The organism is Neptuniibacter sp. QD29_5 (genome assembly GCF_047778125.1).
Lineage (GTDB): Bacteria > Pseudomonadota > Gammaproteobacteria > Pseudomonadales > Balneatricaceae > Neptuniibacter.
Genome location: NZ_CP180556.1, coordinates 1,954,378 through 1,975,183, shown reverse-complemented (window position 1 = coordinate 1,975,183; position 20,806 = coordinate 1,954,378). Strand labels below are relative to the sequence as shown.

The window sequence follows — 20,806 nt, the reverse complement described above, 5'->3', positions numbered from 1 at the left end:
TGTCGCCTCAGTCAAACTAGCTGGGGCTTTATATTTTGCGTTGGGTTTACGCCCCAATTAGCGGAGTTCATATGTCTGATTTACCTCAAAATTCTGAAGAGCAAACCGTTGTGTGTGCTCTTTACAAATTCGTCACCCTAGAAAACTTTGAAGCATTAAGAGAGCCACTGACTGAGTGCATGCAAAAGGTTGGTGTGCGTGGAACCTTGTTGTTAGCTAATGAAGGTATCAACGGCACTATCGCGGGAAGTCGCGAAGGTATTGATACGGTGCTAACGTGGCTGCAGCAAGATGATCGTTTGAACCCTATTGAATACAAAGAGTCGTTCGATAGCAGAAATCCTTTCATGCGTACTAAAGTTAAGCTGAAAAAAGAGATTGTGACTATGGGTGTTGAAGGTATCGACCCTAAAAAGGTGGTGGGTACCTACGTAAAACCAAAAGATTGGAATGCGCTAATTTCTGATCCTGATGTGGTTCTGGTTGATACGCGTAATGACTATGAAGTGGCGATCGGTACATTTGAAAATGCGATCGATCCAGAAACTAAGACGTTCCGTGAGTTCCCACAGTATGTTACTGAGAACCTTGATCCAGAGAAGAACAAAAAAGTTGCGATGTTCTGTACCGGCGGTATTCGTTGTGAAAAATCGACAGCTTATTTAAAAGAGCAGGGCTTTGATGAGGTTTATCACTTAGAAGGCGGTATTCTGAAATACCTTGAAGAGGTAGATGAAGAAGACTCGATGTGGAAAGGTGATTGCTTTGTTTTTGATGGCCGCGTTTCTGTAAAGCATGGTTTGGAAGTGGGTGACTACGATCAGTGTCACGCGTGTCGCATGCCAATTACAGAAGAGGAAAAGCAGCTAGAGTCTTACGAGAAGGGTGTGAGCTGTGTGCACTGTATCGATAAGATGAATGATGCTCAAAAGCAGCGTTTTCGTGAACGTGAACATCAAGTACAGCTAGCGAAAGAACGTGGTGAATCTCACTTAGGTTCTGATGTGCAAGATGCTGTTCAAGCGCACCGTGATGCCAAAGCCGCTTACCGCGCAGCACAAAAAGAGCGCTCTAAAGGCTAATTAGCTTTTAGCAGAACTAAAAAAACCATGCTAAGGCATGGTTTTTTTTGTATTTGTCTGAAGTCGCTTATTTGCAGCAAGGTTCAGAAATGATCTCAATCTTGTCTTCTTTTACAGCGTGGAAGAAACAGTTAGAACGTTCTGTATGGCAAGCTGGACCCGACTGATTCACTAGGCATAACAGCGTATCGCCATCACAATCGATGCGCATCTCAACTAGCTTTTGTACGTGGCCAGAGCTTTCGCCTTTACGCCAGTAGCTTTGGCGTGAACGAGACCAATAACACACTTGGCCAGTTTTTAATGTCTCTTCGATGGAAAGGCGGTTCATCCACGCCATCATTAACACTTCGCCAGTCTCTGCTTGCTGAGCAATCGCAGGGATCAGACCGTCTTCGTTATAGCGAAGGTTATCAAGTGCCGCGCTCAGATCTGTTTGGTTGCCTTTAGCGCCAGACTCTAAGTCGTAGTAAAAACTGTTTTTCATTGTTGCTTCTCTGCTACAAGTAAAATCTGCGGGCATCATACCACAAGGAATTAAAAGGGGCGGGACAATTAAATTGAATCATTGTCCGTTTTTGTGCTCAAACCAGTAACTGGAATTTTGAGACTGCACTATGTTTTCACGGACAAGCCTTTTAGCCTTCCTTATCGCAATACTCGTCACCTTGGTTTGTTTTAAGTCTTGTTCAGTTTTTGCTGAACATAACGGGTTTGATCTTTCCGATAGTCTAATCCCAGCCGAAAAAATACTGCCGGGCGGTCCTGCTCGTGATGGCATTCCTTCTATTGATAAGCCTGAATTTATAGCGGCGAAGCAAGCGGGCGGTTGGCATGATGATCAACAAGTGTTGAGCCTAACCTTGGCCGGTATTACCCGTGCATATCCTATTAATATCTTAAACTGGCATGAGATCGTGAATGATAATTTTGGCGGTCAGCCAGTTGTGATCAGTTACTGCCCTCTATGCGGAACAGGCATGGCATTTTCCGCCGATATGAATGGTGAGGCGCTGACCTTTGGTGTCTCTGGCTTGTTATATAACAGTGATGTTCTGCTCTACGATCGTCAGTCAGATTCTCTCTGGTCACAGTTAAAAAGTCAGGCCGTGACCGGGAAATTCAAAGGCCAAAAACTCACTCAATTACCGTTGAATCAGATGACCTGGAAAGAGTGGAAAGCACGCTATCCAGATGGTGAAGTGCTCAGTCGTAATACTGGATATTCAAGGGACTATTCTCAAAGCCCCTATGGTAGTTATGACGAAAGCCCTGTGCTGTATTTTCCTGTGGAGTTCCGAAGCCAAGCGTATCATCCCAAAGAAAGAGTTTTGGGTGTGGAGGTTGATGGGAAATTTAAGGCGTACCCCTTTGCTGAACTATCCAAAATTTCAAATGATGAGCTGCTAGATGAGTTTAATGGTACGCAGTTTAAGCTTCGCTTTAATGCATCATCTCGCACAGGCGAGGTTGTTGATGCTGAAACTGGTCAAGCTTATCCAGCGATCAACTCGTTTTGGTTTGCTTGGTATACCTTCAACCCCGACACAGATGTTTATAAAGCCCAGTGATTTGGCTGATAAATTATTTATAAAAGATCTCTAGATAAAGCCCCAAAATGGTATTTGAACATGCAGTCAAAAGGTCGTTAGACTGTAGGGGAGTTAGATTTAGTTAGTAAAAGATGGATTCGAATCACCGATGACGAACGCTTTAGGCATATCTGAAAAACAGAATACGTTGTTGCCTTTTATTATTGCTGGGCCTTTGTTGCGCAAAGTTACTCCAGACCAAGTTACTTTGTGGCTGGTTACCTCTGAGCCTTTAAAAGGCTCTTTCCATTTTTATCAGGAGCAGGAACTTGTTGCCCAGATAGATTGTGCTTCGATTAATCAGTCTATACGGGTGGGTAAGACTGCTTTTATCAATTTAATTGAGTATCGACCGGAGCACTCCCTCTCCACCGATACTTGGTTTTCTTATGATCTTGAGTGTGAAGTTCGGGGTGAAATTCAGAATTTAAAAAGCCTGCTGCCTCATTTGATCTATCAAGGTGAAGAACGGCCTAAATTTGCCCTAAAAACTCAGCTGGATCAGGTACTGCATGGTTCTTGTCGTAAACCTCATTACGCATCCGAAGATGCATTGCTTCGTGTCGATCAGGTATTAGAAAGTTCAAAAGATGATATTGAATCTCGCCCTGCGCTTTTGATGATGTCGGGTGATCAGATCTATGCGGATGATGTCGCAGGGCCAATGCTATCGGCCATACATCAGACGATAGATCTACTCGGTTTAGCGCCTGAGCTGATTGAGGGAGCTACGGTAAAGAACAGCGCCGAACTGTATAAAAGTGAGCATTGTTATTACGAACGCGAAGAGTTGCTACCGCAAACACCTGCAGGGCAAGATTTGGCCGATCGTTTTTTTGCCGGAGCAGAGAAACCGATATTTACTGCGGATACGGCTCACAATCATCTGATTACATTAGCTGAGATGTTGGCGATGTATTTCTTGGTCTGGTCACCACAGCTTTGGCGTCATATCTCGCTAAACGCAGGCGAAGTTTCAGATAAATATATTGATCGTTACTTAGATGAACAGAGAGAGATCGATCTATTTGTTAACGGTTTACCCGACGTTCAGCGTGCGTTGGCTCAAATTCCTGTTTATATGATTTTTGATGATCATGATATTACCGATGATTGGAACCTAACCCGAGGTTGGGAAGAAGCGGCTTATAATCATCCGTTTTCAAGAAGTATTATCGGTAATGCGCTACTCGGTTATTGGCTTTGTCAGGGCTGGGGGAATGCCCCTGATAAATTCCCGCAGCAATGGACGGAGCTGGTTCAGCAAGATGCGATTGCAGACGGTGGGGCAGTTAGGAATGACCTGATTACTCAGGTACTTGAATTTGAAGCCTGGAGTTACTGCCTTAACACATCACCAAAGCTGGTGGTTTTGGATACCCGTACTCGTCGCTGGTGGTCGGAAAGTAGTGGGGCTAAACCTTCAGGATTGATGGATTGGGAAGCGCTGTCTGAATTGCAGCAAGAGCTGATCGGTGAAGACGCCGTGCTTTTGGTTTCTCCCGCACCGATTTTTGGTATGAAGCTAATTGAGACAGTTCAGCGGATCTTTACTTACTTTGGCCATGCGCTGATGGTGGATGCCGAAAACTGGATGGCTCATGCAGGTTCTGCCAATGTGATCCTCAATATCTTCAGGCATCCTAAAACACCGCAGAACTTTGTGATTTTGTCGGGTGATGTGCATTACTCCTTTGCTTATGACATCAAGATTCGTTTCCGGAAAAACAGTCCAGATATCTGGCAAATCACCTGCAGTGGCTTAAAGAATGAGTTCCCACATGCTTTGTTGAATCTCTTCGACAAAATGAACCGCTGGCTCTATGGCAGTCGTTCACCGCTTAACTGGTTTACCAAGCGAAGACGGATGCAGATCCGCTCGCGCATCCCAGAGGGTATGCCGGCTAAAAGGGTATTTAATGGCAGTGGCGTTGGACTGGTTAAGCTAAATCAGGTGGGTGAACCTACCGAAGTGACCGTACTCAAAGCTCAAGGTGGAGATATTAGTTTTCCTTACAGAAAGCCTAAGTCACGCTCTTAACGAAAACGGGAGCAATACTTATTAGATTACTCCCGTTCAACATTTATCTATTTTAATCTGAGTTTTTTTCCATCCTTGTTGCAATCGCAATTCTATTCCATGCGTTAATGGCAGTGATTTGCATGATGATTTCAACAAAACCTTTCTCACCAAATTGCTCTAATCCTTGTTGGTAAGTTTGATCGCTTAGGTCTTGTGGATTGGTTAAAGTAATCTCTTCGGTAAGGGCAAGAGCAACTCTTTCCTCTTCGCTAAATAGCTTCGATTTTCTCCATGCAGATAGAGCATAAATACGTTGTTCTGATTCGCCTTTTGCTCGTGCCTGGCTTGTATGCATATCGATGCAGAATGCACATTCGTTTAGCATGGAAGCCCGTATTTTGATCAACCCTTTCAACTTATAACCGATGCTTATGTCTGAGAGGTAATTCTCCATCTGCAACATAGTGTTAAATGCTGAGGTGTGTGACTTAACAAAGTCTATTCTCTGTAGCATGTTTCAATCCTAATTAATAACGCTGAATGATTTGATTATTTTGGCGCTAAGCAGAAATGTTTAGAATCTGTTATAAAAGCGGAACACTTTTGCGTATTTTGCAAAAGCTAGGGCTGGATAATTAAAGTGGCAGACAGGGTAAGAAAAGATGCTTGAGTTACTACGGATATTTATTCAGGTTGCTAATTTTGGAAGTTTTTCTAAAACAGCTAAAGTGCTGAATATCGCGCCATCTTCAGTTACGAGAAGTATCGATAAGTTAGAAGCTGAATTAGGTGTTGCGCTATTTAAGCGAAGTACACGAGCGTTGTCTCTTACTGAACACGGCCAACAGCTGTTTGAGCGTGCACATTTACTTTTAGCGGATGCCGATGATTTAGTCAGTTCCGTTAAAGATGCCAATGCGGAACCTAAAGGGGAGCTAAAGATCTCTGTTTTTGAGAGTTTTGGCAGGCAAAAGGTTTCGCCATTAATTCCATCGTTCCTGAAGCAATTCCCTGCAGTGAATGTACAGATTGAGCTGGATAACCAACTGGTCGATCTGAATAGCAGTGCGTTCGATATCGGTATTAGAATTGGTAAACCTGAGGACTCAGATTTACGTGCGCGTAAACTACTAGAGAACCGAATGGTGCTATGTGCATCACCTAACTATTTAGATGTATTCGGGCCGCCCGCAGAACCGAGTGAGCTTTCAGGTCACAATTGCTTGTTATTGAATCAAGGTCGGCAGCGCTGTTATTGGCATTTTAATTCTAAACAGAGCTCTCTTCAGAAAAATAAAAAGGTTCTGGTGACCGGCAACTTATCTTCTAAAGGCGGTTCGCCTCTGGTTGTAGCGGCTATTGCAGGGACCGGCATTTTATTGATCGCTAGATGGATGGTGGAGGAGCATCTGAACGATGGCAGCCTGATTGAATGTATGCCTGAGTGGGCACCATCGCTTTATGAGCAGGGAAGCGGAGATATCTATGCGATCTACCAAGGCAGTCGATATCTCAAGCCGAGTGTCCGTAGTTTTATCGATTTTCTAGTCGAACACATTTCAGATTAAGACGTTTAGGCCTTTTGCGAAGCACGTTTGGTTTTAGCGGTTGCGATCGCCTCTAAAGGGTTGTCTGGCCAAGGGTGTTTAGGATATCGGCCTTTCATATCTTTCTGCACATCTTTGTAAGCATTTTGCCAGAAGCTTTCTAAGTCCTGAGTGACCTGTAGCGGTCTTCTCGCTGGAGAGAGTAAGTGAAGTTGTAGCGCTACATGATGCGCAACTTTAGGTGTTTGGGTACAGCCAAACATCTCTTGCAGTTTTACTGCTAAAACAGGTGGATTTTGGCTGTAATCGATTCTGATCTTTGAGCCGGAAGGTACGGTAAATCGTTCCGGTGCTAACTCATCTAACTTCTGAGGTAGAGGCCAAGGGAGCATCGCTTGTAGTACGCTGCTTAGATTGATTTTCTTCAACTGTTTTAGTTGCGTGATGTTATCCAAATAGGGTGTCAGCCATTCTTCGAGATTATCGAGCAACCAGTTATCGCTTAGATCTGGCCATTGATCCTGTGATTGCTTTTGAGCTGCTTGGTGCAGAAATATCACCCGATGACGCCATGCCTGAATATCATCATTCCAAGGTAATAGTGATAAACCACGTTTCCTGATTTGATTGATGATCGCTGCTTTGATCGCCTCTGGTGAAGGGCTTGTTAGAGGGACTGATTCCCAAACGAGCGTACCGATTCGCTGTTGTTGCTCGGCACATATACGATCTTGGGATTTATCCCATTCAATCACTTCATGCTGTTGAATCAGTTCAGGAATGAATTGTTCAATTAACTCAGGATTCAGTGGCGCAGCCAGTTGGATCTGGTCGTTCGTTTGGTTTTGTTTCCCTTGCAGTGTCGCAACGGTTATCCATGGATATTGGCTTAATCTATCTTGATCGTAGAAGTTAGCCGCACGTCCATTATTGAGCTTATAAATAGTACTGTTCTGGCGTTGCTGTGCGATGCGATCAGGATACGCAAGGGCGAGTAAAACGGCTGCTTGTTCGCGATCAGGAATTTTATTTCCAGAGGCTTCGTTTGGAATATCTAATTTGTAGAGCATTCGATGGTAATGCTGTTCCTGCTTTTTGATACGATGCCAGATGCCTTTCTGAAAACTCGGTTTGGTTTCTAGCCATTCGAGGCGGCTGTTGATATCCGCACCTTCATTTCTAAAAGGGTCGCGTTCCATTAGGAGCGCTGCGATGCGACAGGCTTTGTCGGCTAAGCCCCAAGCAGAACCTTTGATAAGCATATGGCTGAGTCTTGGATGTGCAGGTGACTCAGCCATAAGCTGACCGTGGGAGGTTGTTTGCTTCTGTGAGTTGAGCGCGCCTAATTGGGTTAGCAGGGTTTGCGCTTGTTGGAATGAACCTGCTGGTGGTTGGTCAAGCCAATTAAGGTCGTTTGTATCGGTGGTACCCCAGCTAGCTAGCTGCAACGCTAGGGCAGTCAGATCGGCTTGTGCTATTTCAGGGTTATCGAACGCGCTGAGTTGTTCTTGCTGTCCTTCACTCCACAATCGGTAACATACACCAGGGGATAATCGACCCGCTCGGCCTGCACGTTGTGTGGCAGAAGCGGAGGAAATTCGGCGCGTATGTAGGCGCGTCATTGCAGAGTTAGGATCATATTTGGCGACTCGTGTTAAACCAGAATCGATTACTACCTCTACACCTTGGATGGTTAAACTGGTCTCAGCAATGTTTGTTGCTAGTACGACTTTCCGTTTGCCTTCATCACACGGATTTATGGCCCTACGTTGTTCTTCCAAAGTTAGATCGCCATAGAGCGGCGCGATAGTAATAGTGTTTTTCTCTGTTTGTGAGAGCTGCTCGTTAAGTAACTCTTCGACTTTACGGATCTCGCGCATACCGGGTAAGAAGCATAGAATACTGCCGGTTTGCTCGGCTAGCGCTAGGGTGACGGTTTTAACCAGCTTTTGTTCTAACCATTCTCCTTGAGAGGGTTCGCCACAATAGAAAGATTTAACTGGGTAGCTACGACCCGAACTGGTTACAATTGGTGCATCACCTAGCAGCTTGGCGATTTTTTCGCCTTCCAACGTTGCTGACATCACTAAGATCTTCAGCGGAGTTTCTTCGCGGAAGTATTCTCTGGCTTCTAACGTTAGGGCTAAGCCTAAATCTGCATCTAAGCTGCGTTCATGAAACTCATCGAAAATTACAATGCCATAGCCTTCAAGGCTTGGGTCGGTTTGCAACATGCGGGTTAAGATACCCTCAGTCACAATTTCTATTCGGGTGTGTTCGCTGATACAGGTATCGAGTCGAACTCTATAACCAACGGTCTGACCTGCTTTTTCATTAAGTATCTGTGCCATACGTTCGGCGGCAGCTTTGGCTGCTAAACGCCTTGGTTCTAACATGAGAACCTTTTGATTACTCAGCCAATTCTCTTTGAGTAATGAGAGGGGGACTTGCGTAGTTTTACCTGCACCAGGAGGTGCTTCCAGAACCGCTTCATTTTGATCGTTAAGCGCTTGAGTTAATTCGGGTAAAACGGAAATGATAGGTAGCAAGGCTTCGACACTCTGAAAAAATAATCAGCATAAAGTTTAACAGTTTTTCTATAAGGGTTTGGCTCTGACAAGTAGTAAAGCTACAATATGGAGCAATAGATTTTTTGCCGATGTTGTTCTTAGTTGTAAGGAGCCTTAATGGCGGGTAATTTTAAAGGTCGCAGAGGCGGCTACAAAAAAACTCCTAAACTTTCTGGTCGTGGTGTACTGGAAAAGGTTGTCACCGATGGTCCTCATGTTGAGTGGGTTGGCATGCCGCCGTACTACATTCATGTGATCACAGTAGACGGTGAGGAGTACTCTTATATGTCTCCAGATAAAGATCTAGAAATTGAGCTAGGTAAGAAAGTTACCTTCCGTTATAAAGAAACCAGCAAAGGCAATTTTGTTGATAAGCGTTCCTTAGGTGTTGTGATCGACCCAAGTGAACTAGGTTATTAAACAATTCTAAGATTTTTCAAAAGCAGCCAATAGGCTGCTTTTTTTGTGTTTAAGTCATTTAAATTATTTTGAACGTCTTTTGACCATTGGTGTCTTTAAATGCATATTAAATACATCTATTAAAGTCTGGGTTGGGATATGTTGAGCAATAACAGAGTAGAGTTAAGTCTCGTAGAAAAGCGTTATCTAACACCTCGCTCGATTGAATTAACTTACAAGGGCGAAGATCCGATTCGTTATATCCCCGGTCAATTTTTTTCGATTGAGTTCACCTACCGCGGGCAGACAAAGGCGAGAAGTTACAGTGTGGCAAATGGGGATCTACCTAGTGTAGATAACAGATTACTCACTTTTGTCATTACTTTGGTCCCTGATGGTGCTGCCAGCGAATATTTTAGAGCTGCTGAACTAGGTAGCACCGTTGCCGTTAATGGGCCTTTTGGCAATCTGATCTTATCAAAAGCCTCTCCCAAGAGGTTTGTCTTTATTGCAACAGGTGCGGGAGTGACGCCGTTTAGATCTATGTTGCCGGAGCTTCGATCCCGTATATCTGAAAATCCTGAATTGGAAGTGATTGTTATACAAGGGGTGAGAAATAGGGATGAGTTGCTCTACGCCGACGAGTTTTCCGAACTTACTCAAATGACTGGCAATGCTAAGTTTATTACCTGCTTTAGCCGTGAGGAGGGCGAGGTTCTTTCCGACAACGAGAAATCTGGTTATGTGTCTGACTTATATGTGGATTTGAATGCGAATCCTGATCAAGACATAGTGTACCTGTGTGGTCATCCGGACATGATTGATCAAGCAGTCAGTTATTTTGATCAGCAGGGGTTTAAACCCGCTAATCTTAAACGCGAGAAATACCAGTTCTCTCTGCTATAAATGTTTTCTTAGAGGTTAACAAAGCTGCAGTATCCAAGAGGCGGTAAAACGGAAGCTATGTACTATTCTGATTACAGAGGTAAATCAGAGAGGGAACAACATGCTTCAGGAATTTCGGCACATCCGTTTACAAACAACGACTGATATCGACTACATTTTATCGCCTGATAAAACAGCAACGCCTGCCAGTTTATATAGCCCAGCCTTTGAAGTATTCACCGACTTTACTGAAGTAAAGCCTGTAACAGTTCCAGAATCTTTGCCAATCCAGGAAGCGCTTGAATACATGAAGAGCCAGCATGTTCGGCTGCTCTTTGTTTTGGATAACCAAGATAACTTTACCGGCATAATCACGGCTTCAGATGCTGCTGGGCGAAAAGTGATGGCTTTTATGCAGCGTGATGGGGTTAGCCGCGATCAGGTTCAAGTTCGACATATTATGTTGAGTAAGTTGAATATGAACGCACTGACTTATGAGCAGCTTCAGGATGCACGAGTAGGGGATATCATGTTGACCCTAAAAGGTTCAGGGGACCAACATGTAGTGGTCATCGATGAAAGCGCCGCTGGAGTATTAAGAATTAGAGGCATTATTTCTGCAAGTGATATCTCAAGGAGATTAAAAATAGGTTTTGATGTCATGTACGAAGCGAAAAGTTTTTCAGAAATAGAGCGGGTCATTCGTAGTGGCGAAGGGGTTTAATTGAAAACCTAAATCTAATGCTGGACTTAGAATTCTCTTACTGACTATACTTCGCGCCTTGATCGTACTAGGCACTGCTAGAGTACTTTGTCCAACCTAATTGTGTGGTGCAACTGCGCATGATTTTACCAAACCAATTTAGTCCCGATGCTGCTAACAAATTGGAAGCGTTAACTCAGACTAAACCTACACCTTTTTTAGCTTTAGACCTTTCAGTCATTGAAACTCGTTTTGCTGAATTGAGTAAAGGGTTTCCTAAAGCAGACGTGTTTTACGCTGTGAAAGCGAACCCAGCTAATGAGGTAATTGAGTTACTAGCGAAAGAGGGTTCTAGCTTTGATATCGCCTCTTCGCAAGAGTTAGATAAAGTGCTGCAGTTCAATGTTGCACCAGAGCGTATCAGCTACGGGAATACGATTAAGAAGTGTTCTGCAATTAAGTACTTCTATGATCACGGTGTGCGCTTGTTTGCCACCGACTCAGAAGCGGATCTGCGCAATATAGCGGAATATGCACCTGGTTCTGATATCTATATCCGTGTTCTCACTGATGGCTCAGAAGGTGCTGATTGGCCTCTTTCCCGTAAGTTTGGCTGCAATCCTGAGATGGCGATTGAGCTTGCTGTATTGGCTCGAGATTTAGGGTTAAACCCTTATGGTGTCTCATTCCATGTAGGATCACAGCAGCGCGATATCGATGTATGGGATGGTGCTATTGCAAAAGTTAAGGTGATCTTCGAGCGTTTAGCTGAAGAACACAGTATCCGCTTACAGATGATCAATATGGGCGGTGGCTTTCCTGCGACCTATTTACAGAAAACCAATGAATTTGAAACTTATGCTGAAGAGATTTCTCGTTTTCTAAAAGAAGATTTTGGTGAAGAGTTACCAAGAATTATCCTAGAGCCTGGCCGCTCGTTGGTGGCTGATGCTGGCATTATCGTATCAGAAGTGGTGTTAATCTCTCGAAAATCTTCTACAGCCCTAGAACGTTGGGTCTATACCGATGTAGGGATGTTTAACGGTTTGATTGAAACTTTGGGTGAGGCTATTAAATATCCGCTATCTACTTCGAAGTCAGGGCCTGAAGAGGAGGTGATTCTTGCCGGTCCCACTTGCGATAGCCTAGATATTATGTATGAGCAGCATAAATATGAGTTGCCGCTATCTTTAGAGATCGGTGATCATATCTATTGGTTCTCTACCGGTGCTTATACCACCAGTTATAGCTCGATCGAGTTTAACGGTTTCCCCCCTCTGGATTACTATATTTTGTAATCTTGGTCGCAGTATTTCGGTACTGCGACTAAAAATATCCTTTTTGAATCAAGCTTCTGCGCATAAAAACTGCAAAACAGGTTGTTCATCCTGTCCCAAACAGCTATCTTTTTGGTATGCCAATTTTTATCGTCTGGTTGAGTGGAGAGTAGTGGATGTCGGATAAACAGATTCAAGCTCGCTATGGTGCTGTTCTGGAAGCAACAGCGGATGTAGTGATGGTACTTGAACCAACAGGTTTGATCATGGCGTGTTCTGCAGGTGAAGCAGGCTGGTTGAATGCTGATGTGATCATGGGGCGTAAGCTGGAAGATATCTTCCCTGCTGATATCAGCGGTAATATAACTGCTGCTGGAGTGAAGTCGATTGAGAAAGGTCAATCGGTAAAGACTTACATCCAGTTAAGGCCTGAACATGTTCCAGTACTCAAAGAGCAAGGGTTGAGTGAAACCAAATGGATGGAACTTCGGTGCTCGGCTGCTGGTAATGAGGTTGTAGCGGTTTTTCGAGATATCTCTGCTCAGAGAAGGCTTGAGAGGCAAGTTACCAATCAGGCTCAACGTGATCCTTTAACGGGTGCTTATAACCGCCGAGCTCTGAGGCCTGTATTAGAGCAGGCTATCGCACAAGCTCAGCGATATGACTGGGTCTGTAGTCTAATGGTTATTGATGTCGATAATTTTAGCGACCTGAACGATAAATATTCTTGGGATTGTGGTGATCAGGTACTTCAACAGCTAGTTACCTCTATTCATGGGATGAAACGTACTTCAGACTTCCTAGCGCGCTATGGTGACGATCAGTTTGTGATGTTTATGCCGGAAACCAACCATGAACAAGGAATGGCAGCGGGTAATCGCGTACGTAAGTTGATGGAAGAGATGGAAATCCCGTACGCAGCTGGTGATGTTAAATTTACAGTAAGTGTTGGTGTTTCTGCACTCGATGGTCTGGAAGACGATCCAGATAACATGCTTAGACGTGCTAACGAGAATTTATTCGTAGCTAAACAAAGCGGTTGTAACCGTGTTGAAGGTGAAGGATAACTTTATCCGCTTTCTTTTAAAAGGGAGCTAATTAGCTCCCTTTTTCTTTCTCAGTGATTATCAGGGGTTTTTGAGTACATAATGAAATACATTCCGTTGGAAGAGTACAACAAGGCTTGGATCTTTCGTCATAGGGACTTGCCTGTATCTGAAGATGATCTTGCGCAGATTAATCCCCTTACGGAAAGCCGCGCTGAACAAATTTGGTCAGAACATGTGAGTCGAGGCTGTTCTCACCCAGAACACTTCGGAGAGGGTGATTGGGCTGCCAAAGATAAAAACTGGTCAGAGAAAGATTTTTGGCAGAGTGCATGGGATTCCCAATCAAATGAGATGCCTGAGCTGCTGTCGACTCATCTAGCCGAGTGGGATGACAACATCACGGTGTATTTCTGCTATCAAAGTGATCACATCATTGAGACAAAGTGGGGCGTATTCCGTCGGAATTGGAAGAACTTTCTTTTTTTCGACAACGGGCCTGTATTACTGGGCCGAAAACGCAAACAGGTTGCTCAATTCTTCGACAATGGTAGCTACCGCCTAGGTATTCGTACCTAATTCATTTAACTTCGAATATGAGGAGTGCGATCTTTGTGGATCGTGCTTCTAACCCTTCTAATCCAATTAATTTTTTATTGGCTGGCCGTGTCTAGGGTATGGCTTATTTTGTGCGCGTATATTTGTTATGAGACTAATAAGTAATTATTGCTCACTAGAACTCGTCACTCTGACGTATAACCTTAATGAAAATCAACTGCAATATTATTAAGTGAATGTTCAGTATCTATAGATAAATATGCAAAATATATTTTAAAACAAGTCGTATTTTTTATTAAAAATCTAAAAGAATACGATGTAATAAATTTGTAATTTGATTTAGCTTAAGGTTTATTTGCTTTTACAAATCTTTGTTTGAATTTTATATCTCTATATGTCAAAAATAAGCTCTTTATATGTTTGCTTATCACTGCTTTATTCCTTACTAAATGTAAGTAATAAGAGGTCGGTAGTAGTACTAAAGTTCTGATTTTGTCAGATATGTCAGACTGATTTAGTACAGTATTAGAGAATTTTAAATCAGCTGAAAGGCAAAGAATTCAATGAGTCTAAGGCTTTAGTCCATGAAAAATTGACCTAAGTGTGAAAAACACCCTAGATACTATATTTTTTGGTACTTCTTCCATTTTGGAATACGCTTATCATTAACATATGGTTTGGGGAATCTATGTTTTTAGGAGTCATAGGTTAGTTTATATTTTTACCCCTTTTGTTTGAATTTATGTAATTTGGTCATACCTTTTGGGTGTTTATCTTTAAAAGAAATCATCTCCCCTAAAGGTATCAGGACTCACTTTTCAACGGAGTGTTTTAGTGCAAGATATGGAAAGCCTGATTCTACAGCTAAAACAACAGCCAGCACTTCAAGAGAAAACAGTGTTAGCTATTGAATGCACATGGGATAGGCTGTTACAGGAACTGGATGAGTTACTATGTCAGCTTGGTTTTACTTCCTTCACATACTCAGTGCTGACGCGTCAGCATATTAAAGGTTTGTCTGACCATCAGAAGCAGCGGTGGGAAAATGGTTTTGATATTGTCGGTTCCCTGCCGGATGCTGTAGTAAAAGCTTATTATCAGGATATTGCTCAAGCAGATCCTTTATGGAAACAACTTCCGGAAGCACGTTCGCCGCTCGTAGTTAAGAGTACAGATGGTGGTGTTGGCTCGCAGGTCGAATCGTTTTGGAAACAGAATAATATATCGTCTCGTGTTTATGTGCCTATGACAGGCGTTAGTGATAATTATTGGTTTCATTATTTTGGTCTTTTTCATAGTCTGCCTGCAGATGAGTTCCAAGAGTTTTTCGATTCGGTCAAGGAGTGGTTAGTACCGATTTTGGCTCGTTATCATTCATTACTGCAGGTCGTGTGTGAGAAAGAGCAAAACCCTTTCCTTAAGCAGGAGCTGTTATCGCATACCTGTCGTCAGATTATTCAGATGACAGCTGAAGGTATGGCCGTAAAAAGAATTGCTGATAAGCTAGCATTAACTGAGGAAGGGATTACATATCATATTACTCGAGCTAAGCGTGTGTTTGGTGCGCGTAATAAAACTCAGCTTGTTGCTATTTTGTATGAAGTAGGGCTTTTGTAACCATCAGCTATCAATCAAGGTTGATAGCTGATGCGTTTACCGAAACTTGGACTCTCGTTTTCGTATTCTGAGGCTTGGTTTGGGTTCTCGACTGCAACCTGATTGGCAGGCTTGCCGTTAAAGTCTCCACCGCTGATAATTTCCCACTCGTTGTCATACCTGTGTAAGTAGGCGTAACAGCAACAGCATTTATACAACTCACTACCTTTCAATTCACTAATCTTCTTCAGTGCAGAGTGCGGTTTGTGATGCAATACAAGGCTGTAACATAGCGTACATGCCTTTTCCATTAGCTTGATCCTCCATGATAAGGCTATCAATAGTTACAAATTAGCACAGGGATTTGGATTTGAAGCTAAGAAAAATTCCTATTTTCTAGTCATGATGTAATTTCTTTGCAAGACAGATAGCCAGAACTAGCAGCATTTTGGTGCAATCGGTATGATTGGTTTATCTAAGTGTTTACTTATTGTTGGGCCTTAAGCAAGGTTCCCAAATCCTAATCAGGGTGATGGTTTATTGCAGTATTAAGTTAGTTTGCAGATTAAATACATCCCCTCAAAATAGAGAATTCTCTGTATGCAAATTGCTGAAAATCTAGTTGGCTACATTCACTACACACTGAAAAACGAAGAAGGTAACGTTCTAGACTCTTCGCAAGGCCAAGAGCCATTACCATTCGTTTGTGGTGCAAACAATATTGTTCCAGGTTTGGAAAAAGCGCTAATTGGAAAATCTGTGGGTGATAAGCTTGATGTGGTTGTGTCACCTGAAGAGGGTTATGGTGATGTACGTGAAGAGCTAGTACAGAAAGTTGATCGCGCTAACTTCGAAGGTATTGATGATATTCAAGTTGGTATGCAATTTATGGCAGAAGCGCCTTGGGGGCAGCAGCCAGTAACGGTTATGGCTCTTGAGGACGATGGTGTCATTCTGGATGGTAATCATCCTCTTGCGGGTCAAACACTGACCTTTAATGTCGAAGTGACTAATGTCCGTGAAGCGACTGAAGAAGAGCTATCGCATGGTCACGTACACGAAGGTGGTGAAAGCTGCTGTGATAGCGGTGATTCTTGCTGTAACTAATATGTTCGGTCTTTAGGTTCTAAAAGCCCGGTTTATACCGGGCTTTTTTGTGTCTATCTAATTTCTCTAGGCTTCGTAATACCTGATCTTTGACTATTATTAATCTAAACGTTTCGGTGTTACGTACAATGCTCAACTGTACTTAAATTATCCGCAAGCATAGTTCTGGAGGCTTTTTATGAACATAGAGCAGATGGGTATGCTAAAGCAGCAGGCACGAATCAAGGGTGTTAATTTTATCGAGTCTGGGTGTGGTCCTATGGTTATCGAGGTGGAATTCGATGATCATGATCATTTACAGAAAGAGTTGATAAAAGATCAGGAAGGAAAAGTTGTTACCTGTCACAATGTAAAAGAAGGTTACGATATCTGCCTTAAAGCAGGTATCCATGAGGCAAACCTTGTGCAGATCGAGACTCATGACGAAGCGTGTCGTTCTGATTTTGCGGATTATCATCAAGATTCAATCCCGCTTAAATTTTAACAGCAAGATAAGATAAGCTCGTGCAGGAGCTCAACCAAACTGGCATAGTAATAACTCAGGGATATGGAGTTAGTTGTTGATGCGCGAAAAGCTAGATCAAATTGTTGAGGCGGTTGGCCAAGTTTTATATGGGAAGGAAGTTCAAATCAGGCAGGCGCTGACCTGTCTGATTACAGGGGGGCATCTGTTAATTGAAGATCTCCCCGGTATGGGAAAAACGACTTTATCCCATGCTTTGGCTAAAGTGCTTGGGCTAGATTACCAAAGAATTCAATTTACTAGTGATATGTTGCCCGCTGATATATTGGGGGCATCAATTTTTGATTCTGCTAATGGTCAGTTTGTTTTCCACAAAGGGCCTGTTTTTTCCCAGCTTTTATTAGCAGATGAGATCAATCGCACAACGCCAAAAACACAAAGCGCACTGCTGGAGGCGATGGAGGAGAGGCAGGTTACGGTTGAGGGGTATAGTTATGAATTACCGCAACCTTTCTTTGTCATTGCTACCCAAAACCCCATTTCCCAATACGGTACTTTTCCACTTCCTGAATCTCAATTAGATCGTTTCTTAATGCGCATCCATCTTGGCTACCCTTCATTAGAAGCTGAAAGGGAACTTTTGTTGGGTGGCGATGCTCGTAAGAAGATCCCCGACCTTCAAGAGCAACTCGAACTTAATGAGCTTGATCAGATTCGTGATAAGTGTGCTCAGGTTTCTGTATCAGGTAGTGTGCTGGACTATATACAGAGGCTGGTTAAGTACAGTCGAGAGTCAATAGAGTTTGAATATGGTATATCTCCGCGTGGCAGTTTAGCGCTATTAAATACAGCTAAAACCTGGGCCTATATTAGTGGCAGAGACTATGTGATTCCTGAAGATATACAATCTTTGCTAGGACCAGTATTTGCGCATCGCCTACGCTCATCAGAAGATTATATGGATCAGAGTGGTGCTGCGCTGGTTCGTAAATTACTGAGTGAGGTTGACGTGGTTGGTTGAGCAATTAGGTGGTCGGTTTCAAGCATGGGTTGATAGGGTTGTCAGTGCTAGGCGGCCTAAAGGTCATTCTATTCTTTTAAATCAAAAACGTATCTATATTTTTCCAACTTCTTCGGGTTGGAGCTTTTTCTTTCTGTGCATTTTGTTGTTCTTTATCGCCACTAATTATCAGAACAACCTTATTCATGCGGTTGCTTATATGTTGGTAGCCCTTGGGGTGCTAACCATACATTTTACTTTTTTAAACCTATCTGGTTTGAGAATTACTGCACTTAAAGGTAAGAACTGCTTTGCTGGTGATTCTACCTACCTTTCGGTGCTTCTTGAATCTGAACAGAAACGGAACTATGAAAGTATACAGCTTAATTGGAAGGGGCAGCCTGAAGAGACTATTTATTTAGAGAAGGAGCACGAGTGTGAAGTAGAGCTTAATCTGACTACTCATACGCGAGGGCGTTTGAAGCCGGGTCCATTAAAGATAGAAACCAACTATCCATTTGGTTTGCTAAGGGCTTGGAGTTGGATTGAGCTAGATTTAGATATTGTTGTTTTCCCAAAACCTCAAAAAGGTCCAAGACCTGATCTTAATAGTGGTGATCAAGACAGCCAATCCGGTGATAAAAGGGCGGGTGATGATTTCTTTGGTTTGGAAGAATATCAGCCCGGACAGTCCACTAAACATATTGCTTGGAAGCAGTTTGCTCAGGGGCGAGGCTTGTTGGTTAAACGCTATGTTGGCCAGCAAAGCAGACAGGTTTGGTTGAATTGGGAGTCTTGGTCAGATCTGCCTATGGAGCACAGATTAAGTGTGATGTGTTACTGGGCGATCCAATTAGAGCACGAAGGGATCGATTTTGGTTTGATGTTGCCCAGTAAAAGAATCGAACCGTCATCGGGGCCTGATCATTTAGAGAGGGTGTTAACGATATTGGCTGTGTTTGGAGGGGCGAATGGCGACGTTGGCCATGCATAACCAACAGCTAAGCCGTACAGCATTGTTGTGGCAACTGATTAGTGTGTTTGTGGTTGTTCTACCACACATCAGTCACCTACCAGTTTGGGTGCCAGGTATTGTGCTCTTCACGTTAAGCTGGCGAGTTATGGTCTTTGTTGGTCGTTGGTCTTTCCCTGCCAAATGGTTTAAATCTGTTTTGGTCTTTGTTGCAGGTTTATCTGTTCTGTTCAGTTACCAAGAGGGAGGGGGAATTAGCTCTACAGTATCGTTACTAGTTGTTGCCTTCTCATTAAAACTGCTAGAAATCTACAAACGGCGTGATGCTTTGGTTGTTCTCTATGTGGCATATCTTATCGCCGCATCTATTTTTCTTTTCACGCAAACGATATGGATGGCAATTTACACATTATTCTGTTTGTTGGTAATAAGTACTGCTTTGCAAGCGATACATATTCATCGTGCTGTGCCATTCTTTCTGCCGTTTAAACGAACCTGCTTGATGTTTATACCAGTGTTCCCATTAATGATTGTTTTATTTATGGGCATGCCGAGAATAGATCCACTTTGGCAGATTAGTTTTGATAAAAGTGCGGCCAAAACCGGTTTGTCTGACACTATGGCCCCAGGCGATATCACACGATTGACTCGCTCTGCAGAGGTGGCTTTTAGAGCGACTTTTGAAGGAGTAAAACCGCCGCAATCAAGCTTATATTGGCGTGCAATTGTTCTTCATGACTTTGATGGTCGTAGTTGGAGTAACCAAGAAAGTAGTTTGGTAAATCGAGATAAAGCGATTGAGTCTGAGCGTTCAGGTCCAAAAATAAGTTACGAACTTATACTTGAGCCGACTCAGGCCACTTATGTTCCAGCGCTCGATTATGTTCATAAAAGCCCTAGAGAATTAGAATTTCGTGCGGGTCGAGTATTAGAATCACGTCGCCCATTGATTCAGCGGAAACAATTTTCTTTAGATGCACGGCCTGCTTTGTCTATAGGTTCTGAACGAAGCTATCAGAGCTTTGCCCGAGAACTTTATCTGCCAGAAGGTAATACTGAGACAATGGAATTGGCTCGACAATGGTGGCGAGAAACCGGTACAGAAGAGGCGTTTATTCAGCGAATACTTCAATTTTTCAATAAGACTTTTACCTACACACTCTCTCCGCCACCATTGGGGGTGGATACAGTGGATGATTTTCTTTTCAAAACACAACGCGGGTTCTGTGGCCATTATTCTAGTGCTACAGCTTTTATGCTCCGTGCGGTAGGTATTCCAGCAAGGATTGTCACGGGCTATCAAGGCGGAGAGTGGAATCCTTATGAAAACTATCTGTTAGTAAGGCAGTATGATGCTCATGCTTGGGTTGAAGCATGGCTTCCGAATAAAGGCTGGGTCCGGATTGATCCAACAGCGGCAGTATCACCTGATCGAATTGAAGAAGCTTCTAGTGAAGTTTTCTCAAGAGAACCAGAGTTCTTAAATGAGAGTCCTGTCCAAAGCTTAGGAATTAAGGGCGATGGTTTTTTAGCAGAATTAAGATTGAGAATTGAAGGGTTTAATTATGCTTGGCAACGTTGGGTTTTACACTACCACCATCGCCAGATAGACCTTCTTCGTGATCTGTTAGGCGAAGTTACGGCATGGCGATTAGTTCTGTTTCTATTGATTCCGTTTGCTGTAGTGATAATAATCACTATGTTCTTTATGGTGCGTTTTAGTGCCGCTCCCCCTAAGGATCCTTTTGACTCGAATATTACTCGTTTATCTAATGGTTTGAAGTCAAAGGGGTTGCAGAGATCTAAAGGAGAAACTGTAGGGGATTACTGTGCAAGGTTAGCTAACGTACGTCCTGATCTGGAAGATATTTGTCGGCAGATCTCGCTGCAATATGAGTGTGTAAAATATGCAGTTAAAGATGATGGTCCGTCTGTTGCAGAATTTTCAAAATCTGTAAATCAGTGCTTAGTGTCATTCAGATGAA

Annotated in this window: 20 protein-coding genes; 16 read left to right on the top strand and 4 right to left on the bottom strand. The window is 43.1% G+C overall.

Features of this window, described 5'->3' with window-relative positions:
* Positions 1-71 precede the first annotated feature (71 nt).
* On the top strand, positions 72-1,082 hold the full coding sequence (locus ACMXYR_RS09240; RefSeq protein WP_415901337.1) for a rhodanese-related sulfurtransferase: 1,011 nt from the start codon (positions 72-74) through the stop codon (positions 1,080-1,082).
* 67 nt (positions 1,083-1,149) lie between these two features.
* On the opposite strand, the gene hisI is transcribed toward ACMXYR_RS09240, so the two are convergent.
* Entirely contained in the window at positions 1,150-1,569 is a 420-nt protein-coding gene (gene hisI / locus ACMXYR_RS09235) for a phosphoribosyl-AMP cyclohydrolase (RefSeq protein WP_415901336.1), read from the bottom strand.
* Positions 1,570-1,699: 130 nt separating this feature from the next.
* Between hisI and ACMXYR_RS09230 the strand changes: the two genes are divergently transcribed.
* Together ACMXYR_RS09230 and ACMXYR_RS09225 are read left to right on the top strand one after the other, a co-directional pair.
* Positions 1,700-2,653 carry a DUF3179 domain-containing protein gene (locus ACMXYR_RS09230; RefSeq protein ID WP_415901335.1) on the top strand — a complete coding sequence of 318 codons (954 nt, stop codon included), beginning with the start codon at positions 1,700-1,702 and terminating at the stop codon, positions 2,651-2,653.
* Between the two features lie 130 nt (positions 2,654-2,783).
* The gene (locus ACMXYR_RS09225; RefSeq protein WP_415901334.1) at positions 2,784-4,715 is read left to right on the top strand and encodes an alkaline phosphatase D family protein; all 1,932 of its coding nucleotides are present in this window, start codon (positions 2,784-2,786) and stop codon (positions 4,713-4,715) included.
* 52 nt (positions 4,716-4,767) lie between these two features.
* Here ACMXYR_RS09225 and ACMXYR_RS09220 read toward each other — a convergent pair whose 3' ends face one another.
* Positions 4,768-5,211 carry a carboxymuconolactone decarboxylase family protein gene (locus ACMXYR_RS09220; protein WP_415901333.1) on the bottom strand — a complete coding sequence of 148 codons (444 nt, stop codon included), beginning with the start codon at positions 5,209-5,211 and terminating at the stop codon, positions 4,768-4,770.
* 148 nt (positions 5,212-5,359) lie between these two features.
* Between ACMXYR_RS09220 and ACMXYR_RS09215 the strand changes: the two genes are divergently transcribed.
* Positions 5,360-6,265 (top strand): LysR family transcriptional regulator, encoded by a 906-nt coding sequence (locus ACMXYR_RS09215; RefSeq protein ID WP_415901332.1) that lies wholly within the window; start codon positions 5,360-5,362, stop codon positions 6,263-6,265.
* A gap of 5 nt (positions 6,266-6,270) precedes the next feature.
* Here the strand turns inward: ACMXYR_RS09215 and hrpB are convergent, their stop codons facing one another.
* Positions 6,271-8,793: an ATP-dependent helicase HrpB gene (gene hrpB / locus ACMXYR_RS09210; protein WP_415901331.1), complete on the bottom strand. Its 2,523-nt coding sequence runs from the start codon at positions 8,791-8,793 to the stop codon at positions 6,271-6,273.
* 138 nt (positions 8,794-8,931) lie between these two features.
* On the opposite strand from hrpB, the gene ACMXYR_RS09205 reads away from it, so the two are divergent.
* From ACMXYR_RS09205 to ACMXYR_RS09175, 7 genes are all read left to right on the top strand, one after another.
* A complete protein-coding gene (locus tag ACMXYR_RS09205; RefSeq protein ID WP_415881500.1) occupies positions 8,932-9,234 on the top strand; it encodes a hypothetical protein in 303 nt (100 codons plus the stop codon).
* A gap of 138 nt (positions 9,235-9,372) precedes the next feature.
* Positions 9,373-10,119: an FAD-binding oxidoreductase gene (locus tag ACMXYR_RS09200; RefSeq protein WP_415901330.1), complete on the top strand. Its 747-nt coding sequence runs from the start codon at positions 9,373-9,375 to the stop codon at positions 10,117-10,119.
* A gap of 100 nt (positions 10,120-10,219) precedes the next feature.
* On the top strand, positions 10,220-10,822 hold the full coding sequence (locus tag ACMXYR_RS09195; RefSeq protein WP_415901329.1) for a CBS domain-containing protein: 603 nt from the start codon (positions 10,220-10,222) through the stop codon (positions 10,820-10,822).
* 119 nt (positions 10,823-10,941) lie between these two features.
* On the top strand, positions 10,942-12,099 hold the full coding sequence (locus ACMXYR_RS09190; protein WP_415901328.1) for a type III PLP-dependent enzyme: 1,158 nt from the start codon (positions 10,942-10,944) through the stop codon (positions 12,097-12,099).
* Positions 12,100-12,254: 155 nt separating this feature from the next.
* A complete protein-coding gene (locus ACMXYR_RS09185) occupies positions 12,255-13,145 on the top strand; it encodes a diguanylate cyclase (RefSeq protein WP_415901327.1) in 891 nt (296 codons plus the stop codon).
* Between the two features lie 81 nt (positions 13,146-13,226).
* Positions 13,227-13,703: a DUF2947 domain-containing protein gene (locus ACMXYR_RS09180; RefSeq protein WP_415901326.1), complete on the top strand. Its 477-nt coding sequence runs from the start codon at positions 13,227-13,229 to the stop codon at positions 13,701-13,703.
* 822 nt (positions 13,704-14,525) lie between these two features.
* Positions 14,526-15,299, top strand: a complete 774-nt coding sequence (locus ACMXYR_RS09175) for a helix-turn-helix domain-containing protein (protein ID WP_415903636.1) — start codon at positions 14,526-14,528, stop codon at positions 15,297-15,299.
* A 14-nt stretch (positions 15,300-15,313) separates the two neighbouring features.
* On the opposite strand, the gene ACMXYR_RS09170 is transcribed toward ACMXYR_RS09175, so the two are convergent.
* A complete protein-coding gene (locus ACMXYR_RS09170) occupies positions 15,314-15,589 on the bottom strand; it encodes a hypothetical protein (protein WP_415901325.1) in 276 nt (91 codons plus the stop codon).
* 289 nt (positions 15,590-15,878) lie between these two features.
* Here ACMXYR_RS09170 and ACMXYR_RS09165 point away from each other — a divergent pair, with 289 nt between their 5' ends.
* The 5 genes from ACMXYR_RS09165 to ACMXYR_RS09145 all read left to right on the top strand — a co-directional run bounded on the left by ACMXYR_RS09165 (position 15,879) and on the right by ACMXYR_RS09145 (position 20,805).
* The gene (locus ACMXYR_RS09165) at positions 15,879-16,385 is read left to right on the top strand and encodes an FKBP-type peptidyl-prolyl cis-trans isomerase (protein ID WP_415901324.1); all 507 of its coding nucleotides are present in this window, start codon (positions 15,879-15,881) and stop codon (positions 16,383-16,385) included.
* 178 nt (positions 16,386-16,563) lie between these two features.
* Complete coding sequence (locus tag ACMXYR_RS09160) at positions 16,564-16,869, top strand: hypothetical protein (RefSeq protein WP_415887874.1); 306 nt, start codon at positions 16,564-16,566, stop codon at positions 16,867-16,869.
* A 79-nt stretch (positions 16,870-16,948) separates the two neighbouring features.
* Positions 16,949-17,869: an AAA family ATPase gene (locus tag ACMXYR_RS09155; protein ID WP_415901323.1), complete on the top strand. Its 921-nt coding sequence runs from the start codon at positions 16,949-16,951 to the stop codon at positions 17,867-17,869.
* On the top strand, positions 17,862-18,842 hold the full coding sequence (locus tag ACMXYR_RS09150) for a DUF58 domain-containing protein (protein ID WP_415901322.1): 981 nt from the start codon (positions 17,862-17,864) through the stop codon (positions 18,840-18,842). The genes ACMXYR_RS09155 and ACMXYR_RS09150 overlap by 8 nt, the downstream gene beginning before the upstream one ends.
* Positions 18,820-20,805: a transglutaminaseTgpA domain-containing protein gene (locus tag ACMXYR_RS09145; RefSeq protein WP_415901321.1), complete on the top strand. Its 1,986-nt coding sequence runs from the start codon at positions 18,820-18,822 to the stop codon at positions 20,803-20,805. The genes ACMXYR_RS09150 and ACMXYR_RS09145 overlap by 23 nt, the downstream gene beginning before the upstream one ends.
* The last annotated feature ends 1 nt before the right edge of the window (position 20,806 follow it).